Genomic DNA, 13,977 nt, shown 5'->3' on the forward strand with positions numbered 1-13,977 from the left:
GCCGCGGGGCCGGCCCCGTTCCGGTCCCACCGGCGGAGGGAAGCGGCGGTACGGCGAACGGAAGACGTCAGGCACGGCCAGGGTCGCGCGGCCGCCGCAGTGCGGTGCGCGCGCCCGGGCGCACGGCCCGGCCCGTTGGGGCCGGGGGTACCCCCAGGCGGAGCTCTGGGGGACGTGGGGAAGAGTTCTGGTCCTCAATGTGTGAGCGCTAACAGCAGGCCGTGAGGCCCCTTCTGAACAGGACAATGATCATGCGTGATGTGCGGTCCGGTAGCCGGAGGTATGGACGCTGGGGTGCCGCCGCGATGGTGGTGGCCGTGGTCGCCACCGCGGGTGCGTGCAGCAAGAGCGGAGCGGGCGGTTCGTCCTCGTCCTCGAACAGCACCGGGAATGTGTCGAGCAGTTCGGCCGCGCCGGCGATCAAGGGTGACATCACCTTCAACGACACGAACCTCGCGAAGCTGGACGCGGCCCTGAAGTCGGCGCTGGCGGGCAAGGACCTGTCGAAGCTGCACGAGGCGATGGTGGTCAACGTCGCGGTGGACTACTGGAACGCCGGCAAGATCGGCTTCACCAAGGGACTGGCCGACCTCGGCGTCAAGGGCACCTACCAGGCCCCGGCCAACGGCCGCCTGGACCAGCAGCTGTCCATCATCCAGACGCTGCGCGGCCAGGGCATCACCGGCATGAGCGTCTCGGCCATCGACCCGACCGCCATCAAGGCCCCCATCGCCTCGGCGAACAGCGCCGGCATTCCGGTGCTGGCCATCGACTCGCCGCTGCCGAAGGAGGACGGTGCCGCCCTGTACCTGGGCACCCCCAACTACGAGGCCGGGCAGAAGGCCGGCGAGGCGATGAAGCAGGCGCTCGGCGGCAAGGGCCAGGTCGTCGTCCTGGTCGGCTCGCTGACCACGTCCAACGCGGTCGAGCGCATCCAGGGCTTCGAGGACGCGCTCAAGGGCTCGGACGTCAAGGTCGTGCAGAAGCTGTCCGACGGCATGGATGCCTCCAAGGCCCTGTCCAACGCGCAGACCGTGATCCAGACCAACCAGAACGTCAACGGCCTGTACGGGGTCTACTCCTACGACGGCCCCTCGGCAGCTCAGGCGGTCCAGGCCGCCGGCAAGTCCGGCAGGGTCAAGGTCATCTCGGACGACAGCGACCCGCAGACGCTGAAGTTCATCAAGTCCGGCGCCATCCAGGCCACCGTGCTCCAGCAGCCGTACCAGCAGGGCTACACCGGCGCCTACCTGCTCGCGGCGCTGAAGGTGCTCGGCAAGGACGCGACGCTGAACATCGTCAAGCCGTACCTGGAGAGCGACGGCAGCACGCTCAGCTCCGGCGTCGGCCTGGTCACCCAGGACAACCTGTCCGACTACCAGGCCAAGCTGACGCAGATGGGCCTGGGCTGATGCCCGGTCCGGTGAATGCCGCCCCCGGCACCGGAACCGCCCCCGACCCCGGGACCGGCGCCGACACGGCCGTCCGGCTGCGCGAGGTCTCCAAGTCCTACGGCCCGGTGAAGGTGCTGGACATCCCGCGGCTGGACCTGGCCCGCGGTCAGATCGTCGCGGTGGTGGGGGAGAACGGCGCCGGCAAGTCCACCCTGATGGGTGTGCTGTCCGGCACCGTGACCCCCACCACCGGCACGATCGAGATCGCCGGCGAGCCGTTGCAGGCCGGGCGCCCGGACCACTCCCGGGAGCTCGGCGTGGCGCTGGTGGCCCAGGAGTTCCCGCTGGTGGGCCAGTTGAGCGTGGCGGAGAACCTGCTGCTGGGCCGCCGCCCGGCGCGCGCCGCCGGTGCCGGGCCGGCCGGCCGGGTGGTCTTCGACCGGGCCGGCACCCGCGCCGAGGCGCGGGCGCTGCTGGCCGAGGTCGGCGTGAAGGGCGTGGACGTGGACCGGCCGGTGGAGCGCTTCCCGGTGCCGGTCCGCCAGATGATCGAGATCGCCAAGGCGTGGGGCCACCGCCCGGTGGTGCTCATCCTGGACGAGCCGACCTCCTCGCTCGGCCCGGTCGAGGCCGAACGGGTGCTGGACCTGGCCCGGGCGCACGCCGCGGCCGGGGGAGCGGTGCTGTTCATCGGCCACCGGCTGGACGAGGTGCAGGCGATCGCCGACCGGGTGATCGTCCTGCGCAGCGGCCGGCTGGTCGCGGACCTGACCCCGGCCGAGGCCACCGAGGAGCGGATGATCCGCGAGATGGTCGGCGCCGAACTGGCCCGCGCCGACCTGGCCCCGCCCCCCTCGGTCGAGCGGGCCACCACCTTGAGCGTGCGCGGCCTGACCGCGGACGGCCTGGGCCCGGTCGACCTCGACGTCAAGGCGGGGGAGATCGTCGGGGTGGCCGGGCTGATGGGCTCCGGCCGCAGTCGGCTGCTGCACACCGTGATGGGCGCCCAGCCGCGCACCGGCGGCACCGTGACGTTCGGCGGCCGCGACTTCCGGCCCCGCCATCCGGCCGACGCCGTCGAGGCCGGGATCGGCATGGTGCCCGAGGACCGCAAGGTCCAGTCGCTGCTGCCGGCGCACTCGGTGCGGTGGAACGTCACGCTGACGACGCTGCGCCGGATCAGCCGCCGCGGTGTGCTGCGGCCCAGGACCGACAAGGAGCACAGCGCCCGGATCGTCAAGGACCTCGGGGTGCGCCTGCACAGCCAGGAGCAGCCGATCGGCTCACTGTCCGGCGGCAATCAGCAGAAGGCGGTCTTCGGCCGCTGGCTGGCCGCCGAACCCGAGCTGCTGCTGCTCGACGAGCCCACCCGCGGGGTCGACGTCGGCGCCAAGGCCGAGATCTACGGCCTCATCGACGCGGCGGCCGAACGCGGCCTGGCCGTCCTGGTGGCCTCCTCCGAACTGGAGGAGCTGCTGTGGATCTGCCACCGCATCGTGGTGATGGCCCACGGCCGGGTCGTGGCCGACATCCCCCGGGCCGGGTTCGGCAAGGAAGTGATCATGACCGCGGCGGCCGGGACGCAACTGCCGCCCGCCACCGGCCAGCAGGGGAAGGCAGACGCATGAACACCCGTACGACTCCGGCCGCCGCCGATGGAAACCGCCGGCACTCCCGGGACAAGTCTCCGGAACCCGCACGGGAAGGCGAGCCCATGAACACCGGCACCGCACCGGCCCCGGCCAAGGAGGAGGCCGAAGCCGGCGCGCGGGCCTCGCTGACCCGCCGCCTGCTGGAGACCCCCGAGGTCGGCGTGGTCGCCGCCTGCGTGGTGGTCTTCGTGGCGCTCGCGCTGGACAAGTCCACCTTCGCCAGTGCCGTCAACCTCCAGGGCATGGGCTTCGACCTGGCCCAGTACGGCCTGATCGCCATCGGGGAGTCCCTGGTCATCCTCACCGGCGGCATCGACCTGTCGGTCGGGGCGCTGCTGGGCACCAGCGTCATCCTGATGTCCTGGTTCAACGTACGGGCCGGACTGCCGCCGGTGCTGGCGATCCTGGTCACCCTGGCGATCGCCGGCGCGGTCGGCCTGATCCACGGACTGGCCGTCACCCGGCTGAAGATGCCGCCGTTCGTGGTCACCCTGGTCACCTACACCGTCGCCCAGGGCGTCACTCTGGCCATCACCTCGGGCACCTCCATCATCGGCATCGGCGGCACCTTCAGCGACATCGGCCAGACGTACGTGGCGCAGATCCCGCTGCCGCTGATCCTGTTCGCGGTGGTGGCGCTGGCGGCCTGGTTCTTCCTGGAGCGCACCTACGTCGGCCGGCAGGTCTACGCGGTCGGCGGCAACCCGGAGGCGGCCCGGCTGGCCGGTATCCGCGGCGACCGGCGGGTGGTGTCGATGTACGTCACCAGTTCGCTGCTCTCGGCGTTCGCCGGGATCATGGTGCTCGGCCGGATGGGCGTCGGCTCGGCCAGCGGCGTCGGCGTCGGGTGGGAGCTGTCCGCGATCGCCGCGGCCGTCATCGGCGGGGTGAGCCTGGTGGGCGGCCAGGGCCGCATCCTCGGCATCGTGGCCGGCACGATCCTGCTGGAGCTCATCAACAACGGCCTGACCACGCTCCAGATCAACTCCAACTACACCAATATCGTGCTGGGTTGCGTCCTCGGCATCGCGATCACGGCCGACCGGCTGCGGGCCAGAAGCGTCGCCCGCCGCGGCTGACCCGCGGCCCGCCCCTCCCGCGATCCCCGCCGATCCTCCCTGATCCCCCCACCCATCCCCCCACCGAGGAGGACGAGCATGTCCGCATCCGTATCGCCCCAATTGTTACGGCAATTCCGGAAATGGGCGCTGGCTGTCGCCGCCGCCGTCACGCTCCTCGCGGGCGTCCTGGTCGGCGGCAGCCAGACCTCGCAGGCGGCCGGCTCGCTGCCCTGCGACCTCTACGCCGCCGGCGGCACCCCCTGTGTGGCCGCGCACAGCACCACCCGCGCCCTGTACAGCTCCTACAACGGTTCGCTGTACCAGGTCCGGCGCGCCTCGGACAACACGACCAAGGACATCGGCGTCCTGAGCGCCGGCGGCTACGCCAACGCCGCCACACAGGACTCCTTCTGCTCCGGCACCACCTGCGTCATCACCGTCGTCTACGACCAGACCGGCCGCGGCAACAACCTCACCCAGGCGCCCGGCGGCGGCGCGGCCGGCGGCCCGGACAACCTGGCCAACGCGACCGCCGCGCCCACCACGGTCGGCGGCCACAAGGCGTACGGCGTCTTCGTCGCCCCCGGCACCGGATACCGCAACGACCACACGTCCGGCATCGCGACAGGGGACAACCCCGAGGGCATGTACGCGATCTTCGACGGCACGCACTACAACGGCGGCTGCTGCTTCGACTACGGCAACGCCGAGACCAGCAACAACGACACGGGCAACGGCCACATGGAGGCCATCTACTTCGGCAACATCAAGGTCTGGGGCTACGGCGCCGGCAACGGCCCCTGGGTGATGGCCGACCTGGAGAACGGCCTGTTCTCCGGCGTGAACCAGCACTACAACGCCAACGACCCGACGGTGAACTACCGCTATCTGACCGCCATGGTCAAGGGCGGCGCGAACCAGTGGGCCATCCGCGGCGGCAACGCGCAGTCCGGCGGCCTGTCCACCTTCTACAGCGGGGTGCGGCCCAACGTCTCCGGCTACAACCCGATGCACAAGGAGGGCGCGATCATCCTCGGCATCGGCGGCGACAACAGCAAGGGCGCGCAGGGCACCTTCTACGAGGGTGTGATGACCTCCGGCTATCCGTCCGACGCCACCGAGAACGCCGTCCAGGCCAACATCGCCTCGGTCGGCTACGGCGGCTCCTCCACCGGCGGCGGCACGGGCTCGCTGACACCGGGCTCGCGGATCTCGCTCCAGGCCACGACCGCGTGCTGCACCACCGACTACGTCCGGCACGACGACAGCGACAGCAACGTGGTGATCTCCAACATCGCCTCCTCGTCCTCGGCCACGGACAAGGCGGACGCGACCTGGATCGTCCGGGCCGGGCTGGCCAACAGCTCCTGCGTGTCCTTCGAGTCGGCGAACGCCTCGGGGCAGTACCTGCGGCACCAGAACTACCAGCTGCATCTGAGCGGCAACGACGGCTCGTCCACGTTCACCCAGGACGCCACCTTCTGCCCCCAGTCGGGCAACAACGGCCAGGGGTACTCCTTCCAGTCGGTCAACTACACCAACCGGTACCTGCGGCACTACAACTACACGGTGTACATCGCCTCCAACGGCGGCTCCAACACCTTCGACAGCGCCACCTCCTGGAACGACGACACCAGCTGGCTCGTCGCCCAGCCCTGGAGCTGACCGAAGCCGCCGGTGACGATCCCGGCCGTCCGCGCCGTGCCGCTCCCCGGCCCGCCCCGGGGGCGGCACGGCGCGCCACGGGGGTTGACTGCGCAGCTCAAAGGCAGTTCCCTTGGGCGGGGCGTTCGAATGTGAAGGATTTTGGAAGGATCGGTGCTGTCCGCGATCCTTCGCGCAAGGGGAGGGAACCGCTGTGCGGGTCGTGGTCATCGGGGGCACCGGTCATGTCGGCAGCTACCTGGTACCGCGGCTGGTACGCCGCGGACACGACGTGACGGTCGTCACCCGCGGCCCCAGCGAGCCCTACCACCCGGACGCCGCCTGGGACGAGGTGAAGCGGGTCCACGCCGACCGGTCCGCCGAGGACGCGGCCGGCACGTTCGGCGCCCGCATCGCCGGCTTCGGCGCCGACGCCGTGGTGGACATGGTCTGCTTCACCCCCGACAGCGCCCGCGCGCTGACCGAGGCATTGCGCGGCGCCACGGGCCACCTGCTGCACTGCGGCACCGTGTGGGTGCACGGCGTGCCGACCGAGGTCCCGGTCACCGAGGACGCGCCCCGCAGGCCGTTCGGCGACTACGGCGTGCACAAGGCGGCCGCGGAGTCGTACCTGCTCGGGCAGTCCCTCGCCGGCGGTGTGCCCACCACGGTGCTGCACCCCGGACACATCAGCGGACCCGGCTGGGTCCCGGTCAACCCGGCCGGCAACCTCGATCCCGACGTCTTCGGGATGCTCGCCCGGGGCGAGGAGCTGTGGCTGCCCAACTCCGGCCTGGAGACGCTGCACCACGTCCACGCCGACGACGTCGCCCAGTCCTTCGAACTGGCCCTGCACGACCCCGCGGCGTCCGTCGGGCGGGCCTTCCACATCTGCTCGGAGCGCGCGCTCACCCTGCGCGGCTACGCGGAAGCGGTGGCCGGCTGGTTCGGCCGCCCCGCGATGCTCCACTTCGCCCCCTTCGAGCAGTGGGCCGCCGGCGTGAGCGGGCAGGAGGCCGGCCGCACGTACGAGCACATCGCCCGCAGCACCAACGTGAGCATCGACCGGGCCCGCCGCGTGCTCGGCTACGCCCCCCGCCACACCTCGCTCCAGGCCGTCCGTGAGGCGCTGGCCTGGCTCGTCGCCGCCGGCAGGATCGACACCGGCGGCCGGCCGCTCAGCCCCGCCTGATCCCGCGGCGGCTCTGTGAGCCGCCGTCGTGTGCATACGTTCGAGGGCCCAGGGCAGGTGACCGGAGGCCGCCCGAAGCGGGCGGCACGGCCCAAAACCCTCATCCCTGGACGGCATCATGGCGACGAAGGACACCGACCGCGACACCTCGGGCGAACGGATCCCGATGGCCGAGGCGCTGCGCGCGGTGACCTCGGGACTCGCTCTCATGCTCGAGCACCCGCCGGCCGGTGTGACGTCGCTGAAGTCCACGGACGAGGGCTGGACCGCGCAGGTGGAGGTCGTGGAGGTCCCCAGGATCCCCGACACCGCCAGCGTGATGGCCTCCTACCGGGTCGACCTCGACGCGCGGGGCGAGATCGTCTCCTACGAGCGCGTCGCCCGGTATCCGAGGGGCCGAGTGGACCACTGACCGGAAGGCAGCCGGCCGGGTGCGGAACGCACCGCGGGGGCACCGGCATGCCGTTTTTCACCTGGCTCCGCCAGGAGCCCAGCAACGAAAGGATGATGCGGTGTGAGCGTTGTCGCAGCCGGCAACTCATCCGTCGCCCGTGCCGATCAGGGAGGGGGCGGCTCGGGCACTCTCTACGACGTCCTGGAACTGATCCTCGATCGGGGGCTCGTCATCGACGCCTTCGTCCGTGTCTCACTGGTCGGCATCGAGATCCTCAAGATCGACGCGAGGATCGTGGTCGCGTCCGTGGACACCTACCTCCGGTTCGCCGAGGCGTGCAACCGGCTGGACCTCGAATCCGGCCGCAAGGCGCCCACCCAGCTCACCGACATCGTCGGCGAGGCCACCGAGTCCGGCGCGAAGGGCAAGTCGAAGGGCGCCCTCACCGGAGCGGTGGAGGCCATCACCGAGGGCCTGCGCGGTGACGACTCCGACGAGGAACGCGGCGAACGCAGCGAACGCAAGCCCGCAAGCAGCCGCCGTACCAGCGCTCGCCGACGGGAGGACTGACCGTTGCCCACGTACATCTACGCCATCGCCCGCGCCGGACACCCGGCGCCGCCCGACGGCCTCACCGGTGTCGGCGAACCGGCCCACACCATAAGGGTGTTGAAGGCCGGCGGCCTGAGCCTGGTGGCCGGCGACGCCCCGACGGGGCTGCGCGCCAGACGCCGTGACGTCTTGGCCCACCAGCTCGTCCTGGAACGGCTGCTGGACGACGGCCCGGTGCTGCCCATGCGGTTCGGCCTGGTGGCCCCCGACGACGACGAGGCCGTCGCGGCCATCGCCGCCCGCGAGGAGGAGTACCAGAGCCGGCTGACCGCGGTCGAGGGCTGCCGCGAGTACAACCTGAAGGTCACCCGGCAGCAGGACGACGCACTGCGGGAGGTCCTGGAAGAGGTCCCCGAGGCCAAGCGGCTCAACGACCTCACCCGGCAGGACCCGCAGGCCCAGCGGGAGAAGGTGGCCCTGGGCGAACTGCTCTCCCGCGAAATGGAGGCCCGCCGCGAGAGCGAGGCGCAGCAGGTCGCCGCCGCCCTCACCCCGCGCGCCGAGCGGACCAGCGTCGCGGCGCCGGTCGGCGACGGCTTCCTGAACGCCTCCTTCCTGGTCCGGCGGGACCGGGCCGCCGCCTTCCTGGAAGCGGTCCACGCGGAGGCCGAACGGCGCGGTGACGCCTACACCTTCCATCTGAACGGGCCGCTGCCGCCGTACAGCTTCGTCTGACGCGGAGCGCACGGCACGGGCACCGCACGGGCGCCGAACGGGCGCGGCCCGGCACTCGGGCAAGACGCCACAGCAAGCAACAGCGAGGAACAGCACGATGGGTCTCATCACCGGACTGCTCACCCTGCCCCTGGCGCCGCTGCGCGGCACGGCATGGGTGATCGAGCAGGTGGTCGTGCAGGCGGAGCGGGAGGCGTACGACCCCGAGCCCGTCCGGCGGGAACTCGCCGCGCTGGAACGCGATCTGGTGGACGGCCGGATCGGCGAGGCGGAGTTCGAGGAGCGCGAGGACCGGCTCCTGGACCGGCTGGAGGCCATGGAGGAACAGCAGCGCCGGCTCTCCCGCGGCTGACCGCCGCCGGCTCCGGCCGGCCCCCGCCGCCCCGCCGGCCGCGCCCCCTCCCGGGCGCCCCTGCCACGGCAGGCCATGACGAACAACGAGGTGACACCAGTAATGATGACGAACGCGAAAATCGGCGTGGCCGTGGTGGGCGGGTACATGCTCGGCCGTACCAAGAAGGCCAAACTCGCGCTGGGCCTGGGCATGTTCCTGGCCGGCAAGAAATTCGCCCTCGACGGCGACGCCCTGAGAAAGGCACTCGGCTCGCCGGTGATCGGCGAACTCAACGGCCAGGTACGCGAACAGATCGTGGACGCCACCCGTACCGCGGCCAAGGAAGCCCTCACCAAGCGCGTCGGCGGCATCGCCGACAGCCTGCACGAGCGCAGCCTCGCGCTCAACCGGGCCGACGACGAGGACGATCTCGACGACGCGGAGGACGACGAGCCGCGCGACGACGGCGACTTCGACGACGCCGACGAGCCCGACGACCGGGCCGCGAAGAAGAGCACCAAGTCCGGCGGCCGGTCCGTCCCCCGCTCGTCGTCCGGCGGTACGGGCAAGGCCCGGCGTACCGCGAGCGCCGCGGGCAAGGCGGCCGGCGGCAAGGGGCGGTCAACGAGCCGCACCACGACCAGAGCGGCCGACGGCGCGGGCAAGGCCGCGAGCGGCGCCGCCAAGCGGACCAGCGGAGGTGCGCACAATGCCTGAGTCCACGACCGGCACTCTCAAGGACACCCTCACCCGCGGCCCGGAGGCCGACCGGCTGAAGGAGGAGCTGTTCGGCTACCTCCAGGCGCGCACCCGCAAGACCGTCGCCGGCCTCGGCGACCGGCTCGGCCGCGGTGTGACCGGGCTGGGCGAGCAGGGGGTCACGGGCCTGGCCGGCCCGCTGGCCAAGGGCGTCGGCGCGCTGCGCGACGGCGGCTCGCCCACCCGCGCCGTGGCGGCCGCCGGCACCGAACACCTGAAGGACAAGGTGAAGGGCGGCTTCAAGGGCCTGCTGGGAAAGATCGGCAAGAAGTCCAAGGGCGGCGGCGGGAAGTCGAAGTCGGTCACCGTGGTGGAGGACATCGACGTCGGCGTGCCCGTGCGCGAGGCCTACGACCAGTGGAGCCGCTTCCAGGACTTCAGCACCTTCGCCAAGGGCGTCGTCAACGTCGAGCGCGCCGACGACACGACCAGCAACTGGACGGTCAAGGTCGCCAAGTCCACCCGCAGCTGGAAGGCGAACGTCACCGAACAGGTGCCGGACGAGCGCATCGCCTGGACCACGGAGGGCGCCAAGGGCAAGGTCCGCGGCGTGGTCACCTTCCACCCGCTGGGCGAGAACCTGACCCGGGTCCTGCTGGTCCTGGAGTACTTCCCCAAGGGCCTGTTCGAGAAGACCGGCAACATCTGGCGGGCCCAGGGCCGCCGCGCCCGGCTCGACCTGAAGCTCTACCGCAAGTACGTCATGACCAACGGCGGCCCGGAGGACGGCTGGCGCGGCGAGATCCACGACGGCGAGGTGACGACCAGTCACGAGGACGCCGTCGCGGAGGAGGAGCGCCGCGACCAGGACGAGGACGACGGAGCGGACGAGCCGGACGGGCCCGACGCCGAAGCGGCCGAGGACGACCGGGACCGGGACGACGACGAGGCCCGCGACGCGGAGGACGAGGACTACGCCGACGACCCCGACGCCGACGAGCCGGCGGACGAGGAGCGCGAGGACGACCTGCCGCGGGACGAGCTGCCCGACGACGAGTACGACGAGGACGTGCCGGACGACGAGCGCCCCGAGGACATCGAGGACGAGGCGGACGACAGGGACTTGGCGGAGTCCGAGGACGACCGGGACGCCGAGGACTACGCCGACGAGGACGAAGAAGCGGACGACGACGACCGGGAACCCCGGGACGAGGAGTCCGACGACACCGGCCGGGCCCGCACGGGCGGCCGCCGCAGGCGCACTGCCGCGGCGCGGCGCTGACGCCCCGGGGCACCGGCGGACAGAGGTGAACGACACGTGACCGATTCACTGGCCGGGCGCATGGCGCCGACGGCGGGGTCCCCGTACGGGCAGCCGCCCCCGGGGGCGAACCTCGCCGACATCCTGGAACGCGTCCTGGACAAGGGCGTGGTCATCGCGGGTGACATCCGGATCAACCTGCTCGACATCGAGCTGCTGACCATCAAGCTGCGGCTGCTCGTCGCCTCCGTCGACAAGGCGAAGGAGATGGGCATCGACTGGTGGGAGCACGACCCGTCGCTGTCCCACGGGGCCCGCCGCCGGCCGTCCGCCCGCGAGGTGGAGCGGGACACCAGGGACGAGGTGGAGCGGGACGGCCGGCGCGAGGTGCCGGCCGGTGAATCACTGGCCGAGGAGAACGACCGCCTGCGCGCGGAACTCGCCCGGCTCCGCTCGGACACTCGGTCCGCGGCGGACGAGGCGCCGGCGGCCGAACCCCACGAGAAGCGCTCCCAGGCGCGGAAGGAGGACCGGTCATGACCCAGGACCCCGCCGGTGAGCTGGTCTACGTGTACGCCGTGGCGCCCGCCGGGCCCGCGCTCGACGACGCCGTCGCCCGGGCCGGCGCGAGCGGCATGGCCGGCGGCCCGGTCCGTACCGTCGCCGAAGGGCCGCTCGGCGCGCTGGTCTGCGACGTGCCCGCCGAGCTGTTCGGCGAGGAGGCGCTCACCGCGCAGCTCAACGACCTGGACGCCCTGGAAAAGCTGGCCCGCGAGCACCACGGCACCGTCGCCGCACTGTCGGGTGCGGTGACGGTGCTGCCGCTGCGCCTCGCCACCCTCTACGCGGACGACGCAGGGGTACGCCGCATGCTGCGCGAGGGCGCCGAGTTCCTGACCGCCCGGCTCGCCCGGCTCGCCGGGACCATGGAGTGGGGGGTGAAGGTCTACGCCGACCTCACCGCAGTCGATCCGGCCGATCCCGTTGCCCCCGGCCCTCCCGGCGGTCCGGGCGCCGCGTCGGCCGCCCCGGGCACGGCGGGGGCGGGCCGGGCCTACCTGCGGCAGCGCCTGGACCGCCGGGAGGCGCTGCGGCGCGCGTACGCCGACGCCGAGATCCTGGTCGGCCGGGTCGTGGAGCGGGCCGGCGAGTTCGCGGTGGACCGGGCCTGGCACCGGCCGCAGCAGGGCGCGCTCGCGCCCACCACCGGGGAGAACATCGCCAACCTCGCCTTCCTCGTGCCCTACGAGCGGGCCGAGGCATTCCGCGCGGCCATGGACGCCTTCGACGGGGTACGCCCCGGCACGCGGGTGGAGGTCACCGGCCCCTGGGCGCCGTACTCCTTCGCCACCGCCGCGCCGGAGTCCGTACCGGAACCGGCCGCCGAGAGCCGTACGACGGACCACCCGCCCGTACGGGACCGCCCGGCGAACGGGGAAGCGCGGGCGTGAGCGGCGGACCGTGGCCCGAGGAGCCGTTCGCCGAACGGCTGCCGGACTTCTCGTATCCGGAGACCGGTCCCGCCGACCTGCCGGACCGCCGCGTCGCGCTCGTCGACCTGCTGGACCGCCTGCTGGTCGGCGGCGCGGTCCTGACCGGCGACGTGGTGCTGTCGATCGCCGACGTGGAACTGGTGCACATCGATCTGCGGGCGGTGATCCGTTCCCTCGGCCCGGACACGCCCGGGCCCTGGTAGGACAAGCGACAAAGAGGTGCACGATGACCGAGCAGACACCGTCCGGCGCCGACCCGTGGCAGCGGACGGCGTACGCGGCGGCCCGCGCGATCGTGCGGGAGTCGGCCGGCGCCGGCCGCGAGGAGGAGCCGGCCGGGGGCAACCGGCTGGCCGCCCGGCTCGCCACCGACCCGGAGGCGGTCGAGCGGGACCTGATGAAACTGGTGCTCACCCTGGTGGAGTTGCTGCGCCAGCTGATGGAGCGCGCCGCGCTGCACCGGGTCGACCAGGGGGGCCTGAGCGAGGACCAGGAGGAGCGCATCGGCACCACGCTGATGCTTCTGCACGACCGCATGGGCGAGTTGTGCGACCGCTACGGCCTGTCCATGAGCGACCTCAACCTGGACCTCGGCCCGCTGGGTTCGCTTCTTCCCCGCGAGGACCTGTGAGGACCGGTGCGGGTTTCACGTCCTGATGGGCGGTTAGGCGACCACTATGGCTGAGGAGAACAAGAATTCGGAAAGAACGCCCGCCAAGCGGGCCACCGGCTCGACCCGGACGGCCGCCGCGGCGGGCGGCGCCCGCAAGAAGGCGGAGAGCTCCAGCGGCAACCGGCGTCCCGCCAAGGCCACGGCCGAGGCCGCCAGGTCCGTCGCGGACACCGCCGGAGAGGCCACCGAGGCCCTGGAGAACGCCGGTTCGGCCCTCACATCCGCGGCCGACGCTCCCTGGGAACGCCTCGAATCGGCCTCCCGCACCGCCGCCCAGGGCGTCGACGCCGGCCGCCGCGCCGTGGTCGCCGCCTCCCGCACCACCGCCGCCGGCGCCCTGACCGCCTGGCACCTCCTGCGCGCCCGCCCCCTCATCGTGGCCGGAGCGGTCGGCTCCGCCGCGGCTCTCATCGGGGCCGGCTATGCGACTGGCCGCCACTCCGCCGCCCGTGCCTTCGGCCCCGTCACCCGCATCACGGGTGGGCGCATCTGACCTCTGCTGCGGTTCGCGGGTCGCCACCGGCCCGAGGGGGCTGTTGCTGTCGTGTCCGGACCACCGGTCGCATGTGGTTTCTCGCGCAGTTCCCCGCGCCCCTTTGGGGCGCGTCCGGCGAACCGCCAGCGGTTAGGCGGGCCCTGGGCACTTCTCTGCGTGCCGGGTTGCTGCGGGTGCGGGTTCGCCGGGAAAACCAAGGGGCGCGGGGCTGTAGTCAATTTGCGGCTGGCGCCGCGTGGGCGCGAGCAACCCAATTCCGTGGCGCGGGTCGCCACCGGCCCAAGGGGGCAGGTGCTGTCGTGTCCGGACCACCGGCCGGTGGACGGTTCTCGCGCAGTTCCCCGCGCCCCTATGGGGCGCTCCGGGCGAACCCGCACGCGTAGCTGCCCGGTTCGCC

General features: G+C 72.4%; 16 protein-coding genes. All 16 read left to right on the forward strand.

The genetic code is table 11. From position 1 onward, the window contains the following. The first annotated feature begins 305 nt into the window (after positions 1-305). Positions 306-1,412, forward strand: a complete 1,107-nt coding sequence (locus ITX44_RS17505; protein ID WP_236060790.1) for a substrate-binding domain-containing protein — start codon at positions 306-308, stop codon at positions 1,410-1,412. Further along, positions 1,412-3,022, forward strand: coding sequence for a sugar ABC transporter ATP-binding protein (locus ITX44_RS17510; protein WP_205358164.1), 1,611 nt, complete (start codon positions 1,412-1,414; stop codon positions 3,020-3,022). The genes ITX44_RS17505 and ITX44_RS17510 overlap by 1 nt, the downstream gene beginning before the upstream one ends. 86 nt (positions 3,023-3,108) lie before the next feature. Next, positions 3,109-4,125, forward strand: coding sequence for an ABC transporter permease (locus tag ITX44_RS17515; protein WP_205358165.1), 1,017 nt, complete (start codon positions 3,109-3,111; stop codon positions 4,123-4,125). Between the two features lie 78 nt (positions 4,126-4,203). Beyond that, positions 4,204-5,772, forward strand: coding sequence for an alpha-L-arabinofuranosidase B (locus ITX44_RS17520; RefSeq protein WP_205358166.1), 1,569 nt, complete (start codon positions 4,204-4,206; stop codon positions 5,770-5,772). Positions 5,773-5,965: 193 nt separating this feature from the next. Beyond that, the gene (locus tag ITX44_RS17525) at positions 5,966-6,943 is read left to right on the forward strand and encodes an NAD-dependent epimerase/dehydratase family protein (protein WP_205358167.1); all 978 of its coding nucleotides are present in this window, start codon (positions 5,966-5,968) and stop codon (positions 6,941-6,943) included. Positions 6,944-7,061: 118 nt separating this feature from the next. Then, on the forward strand, positions 7,062-7,355 hold the full coding sequence (locus ITX44_RS17530; RefSeq protein WP_205358168.1) for a gas vesicle protein GvpO: 294 nt from the start codon (positions 7,062-7,064) through the stop codon (positions 7,353-7,355). A 102-nt stretch (positions 7,356-7,457) separates the two neighbouring features. After that, positions 7,458-7,907: a gas vesicle structural protein GvpA gene (locus ITX44_RS17535; protein ID WP_205358169.1), complete on the forward strand. Its 450-nt coding sequence runs from the start codon at positions 7,458-7,460 to the stop codon at positions 7,905-7,907. 3 nt (positions 7,908-7,910) lie between these two features. Continuing rightward, a complete protein-coding gene (locus ITX44_RS17540) occupies positions 7,911-8,624 on the forward strand; it encodes a GvpL/GvpF family gas vesicle protein (RefSeq protein WP_205358170.1) in 714 nt (237 codons plus the stop codon). Between the two features lie 97 nt (positions 8,625-8,721). Further along, the gene (locus ITX44_RS17545; protein ID WP_205358171.1) at positions 8,722-8,976 is read left to right on the forward strand and encodes a gas vesicle protein GvpG; all 255 of its coding nucleotides are present in this window, start codon (positions 8,722-8,724) and stop codon (positions 8,974-8,976) included. A gap of 75 nt (positions 8,977-9,051) precedes the next feature. Beyond that, positions 9,052-9,675, forward strand: coding sequence for a hypothetical protein (locus ITX44_RS17550; protein WP_205358172.1), 624 nt, complete (start codon positions 9,052-9,054; stop codon positions 9,673-9,675). Beyond that, complete coding sequence (locus tag ITX44_RS17555) at positions 9,668-10,939, forward strand: SRPBCC family protein (protein WP_205358173.1); 1,272 nt, start codon at positions 9,668-9,670, stop codon at positions 10,937-10,939. The genes ITX44_RS17550 and ITX44_RS17555 overlap by 8 nt, the downstream gene beginning before the upstream one ends. A 36-nt stretch (positions 10,940-10,975) precedes the next feature. Further along, a complete protein-coding gene (locus tag ITX44_RS17560; protein WP_307795325.1) occupies positions 10,976-11,458 on the forward strand; it encodes a gas vesicle protein in 483 nt (160 codons plus the stop codon). Further along, entirely contained in the window at positions 11,455-12,369 is a 915-nt protein-coding gene (locus ITX44_RS17565) for a GvpL/GvpF family gas vesicle protein (protein ID WP_205358174.1), read from the forward strand. Before ITX44_RS17560 ends, ITX44_RS17565 begins: the two co-directional genes overlap by 4 nt. Further along, positions 12,366-12,614, forward strand: coding sequence for a gas vesicle protein (locus ITX44_RS17570; protein WP_372440938.1), 249 nt, complete (start codon positions 12,366-12,368; stop codon positions 12,612-12,614). The genes ITX44_RS17565 and ITX44_RS17570 overlap by 4 nt, the downstream gene beginning before the upstream one ends. A gap of 23 nt (positions 12,615-12,637) precedes the next feature. Beyond that, positions 12,638-13,042 (forward strand): gas vesicle protein K, encoded by a 405-nt coding sequence (locus tag ITX44_RS17575; protein WP_205358175.1) that lies wholly within the window; start codon positions 12,638-12,640, stop codon positions 13,040-13,042. Between the two features lie 46 nt (positions 13,043-13,088). Then, positions 13,089-13,577: a hypothetical protein gene (locus ITX44_RS17580; protein ID WP_205358176.1), complete on the forward strand. Its 489-nt coding sequence runs from the start codon at positions 13,089-13,091 to the stop codon at positions 13,575-13,577. Positions 13,578-13,977 lie beyond the last annotated feature (400 nt).

This window comes from Actinacidiphila acididurans (genome assembly GCF_016918855.1).
In the GTDB taxonomy this organism is placed as follows: Bacteria; Actinomycetota; Actinomycetes; order Streptomycetales; family Streptomycetaceae; genus Actinacidiphila; species Actinacidiphila acididurans.

What these genes read in the sequence shown, in the direction of transcription:
- ITX44_RS17505 (WP_236060790.1), top strand. Translation starts at nt 306, where the DNA reads ATGGTGGTGGCCGTGGTCGCCACCGCGGGTGCGTGCAGCAAGAGCGGA.
- ITX44_RS17510 (WP_205358164.1), top strand. Translation starts at nt 1,412, where the DNA reads ATGCCCGGTCCGGTGAATGCCGCCCCCGGCACCGGAACCGCCCCCGAC.
- ITX44_RS17515 (WP_205358165.1), top strand. Translation starts at nt 3,109, where the DNA reads ATGAACACCGGCACCGCACCGGCCCCGGCCAAGGAGGAGGCCGAAGCC.
- ITX44_RS17520 (WP_205358166.1), top strand. Translation starts at nt 4,204, where the DNA reads ATGTCCGCATCCGTATCGCCCCAATTGTTACGGCAATTCCGGAAATGG.
- ITX44_RS17530 (WP_205358168.1), top strand. Translation starts at nt 7,062, where the DNA reads ATGGCGACGAAGGACACCGACCGCGACACCTCGGGCGAACGGATCCCG.
- ITX44_RS17545 (WP_205358171.1), top strand. Translation starts at nt 8,722, where the DNA reads ATGGGTCTCATCACCGGACTGCTCACCCTGCCCCTGGCGCCGCTGCGC.
- ITX44_RS17550 (WP_205358172.1), top strand. Translation starts at nt 9,052, where the DNA reads ATGACGAACAACGAGGTGACACCAGTAATGATGACGAACGCGAAAATC.
- ITX44_RS17555 (WP_205358173.1), top strand. Translation starts at nt 9,668, where the DNA reads ATGCCTGAGTCCACGACCGGCACTCTCAAGGACACCCTCACCCGCGGC.
- ITX44_RS17565 (WP_205358174.1), top strand. Translation starts at nt 11,455, where the DNA reads ATGACCCAGGACCCCGCCGGTGAGCTGGTCTACGTGTACGCCGTGGCG.
- ITX44_RS17575 (WP_205358175.1), top strand. Translation starts at nt 12,638, where the DNA reads ATGACCGAGCAGACACCGTCCGGCGCCGACCCGTGGCAGCGGACGGCG.
- ITX44_RS17580 (WP_205358176.1), top strand. Translation starts at nt 13,089, where the DNA reads ATGGCTGAGGAGAACAAGAATTCGGAAAGAACGCCCGCCAAGCGGGCC.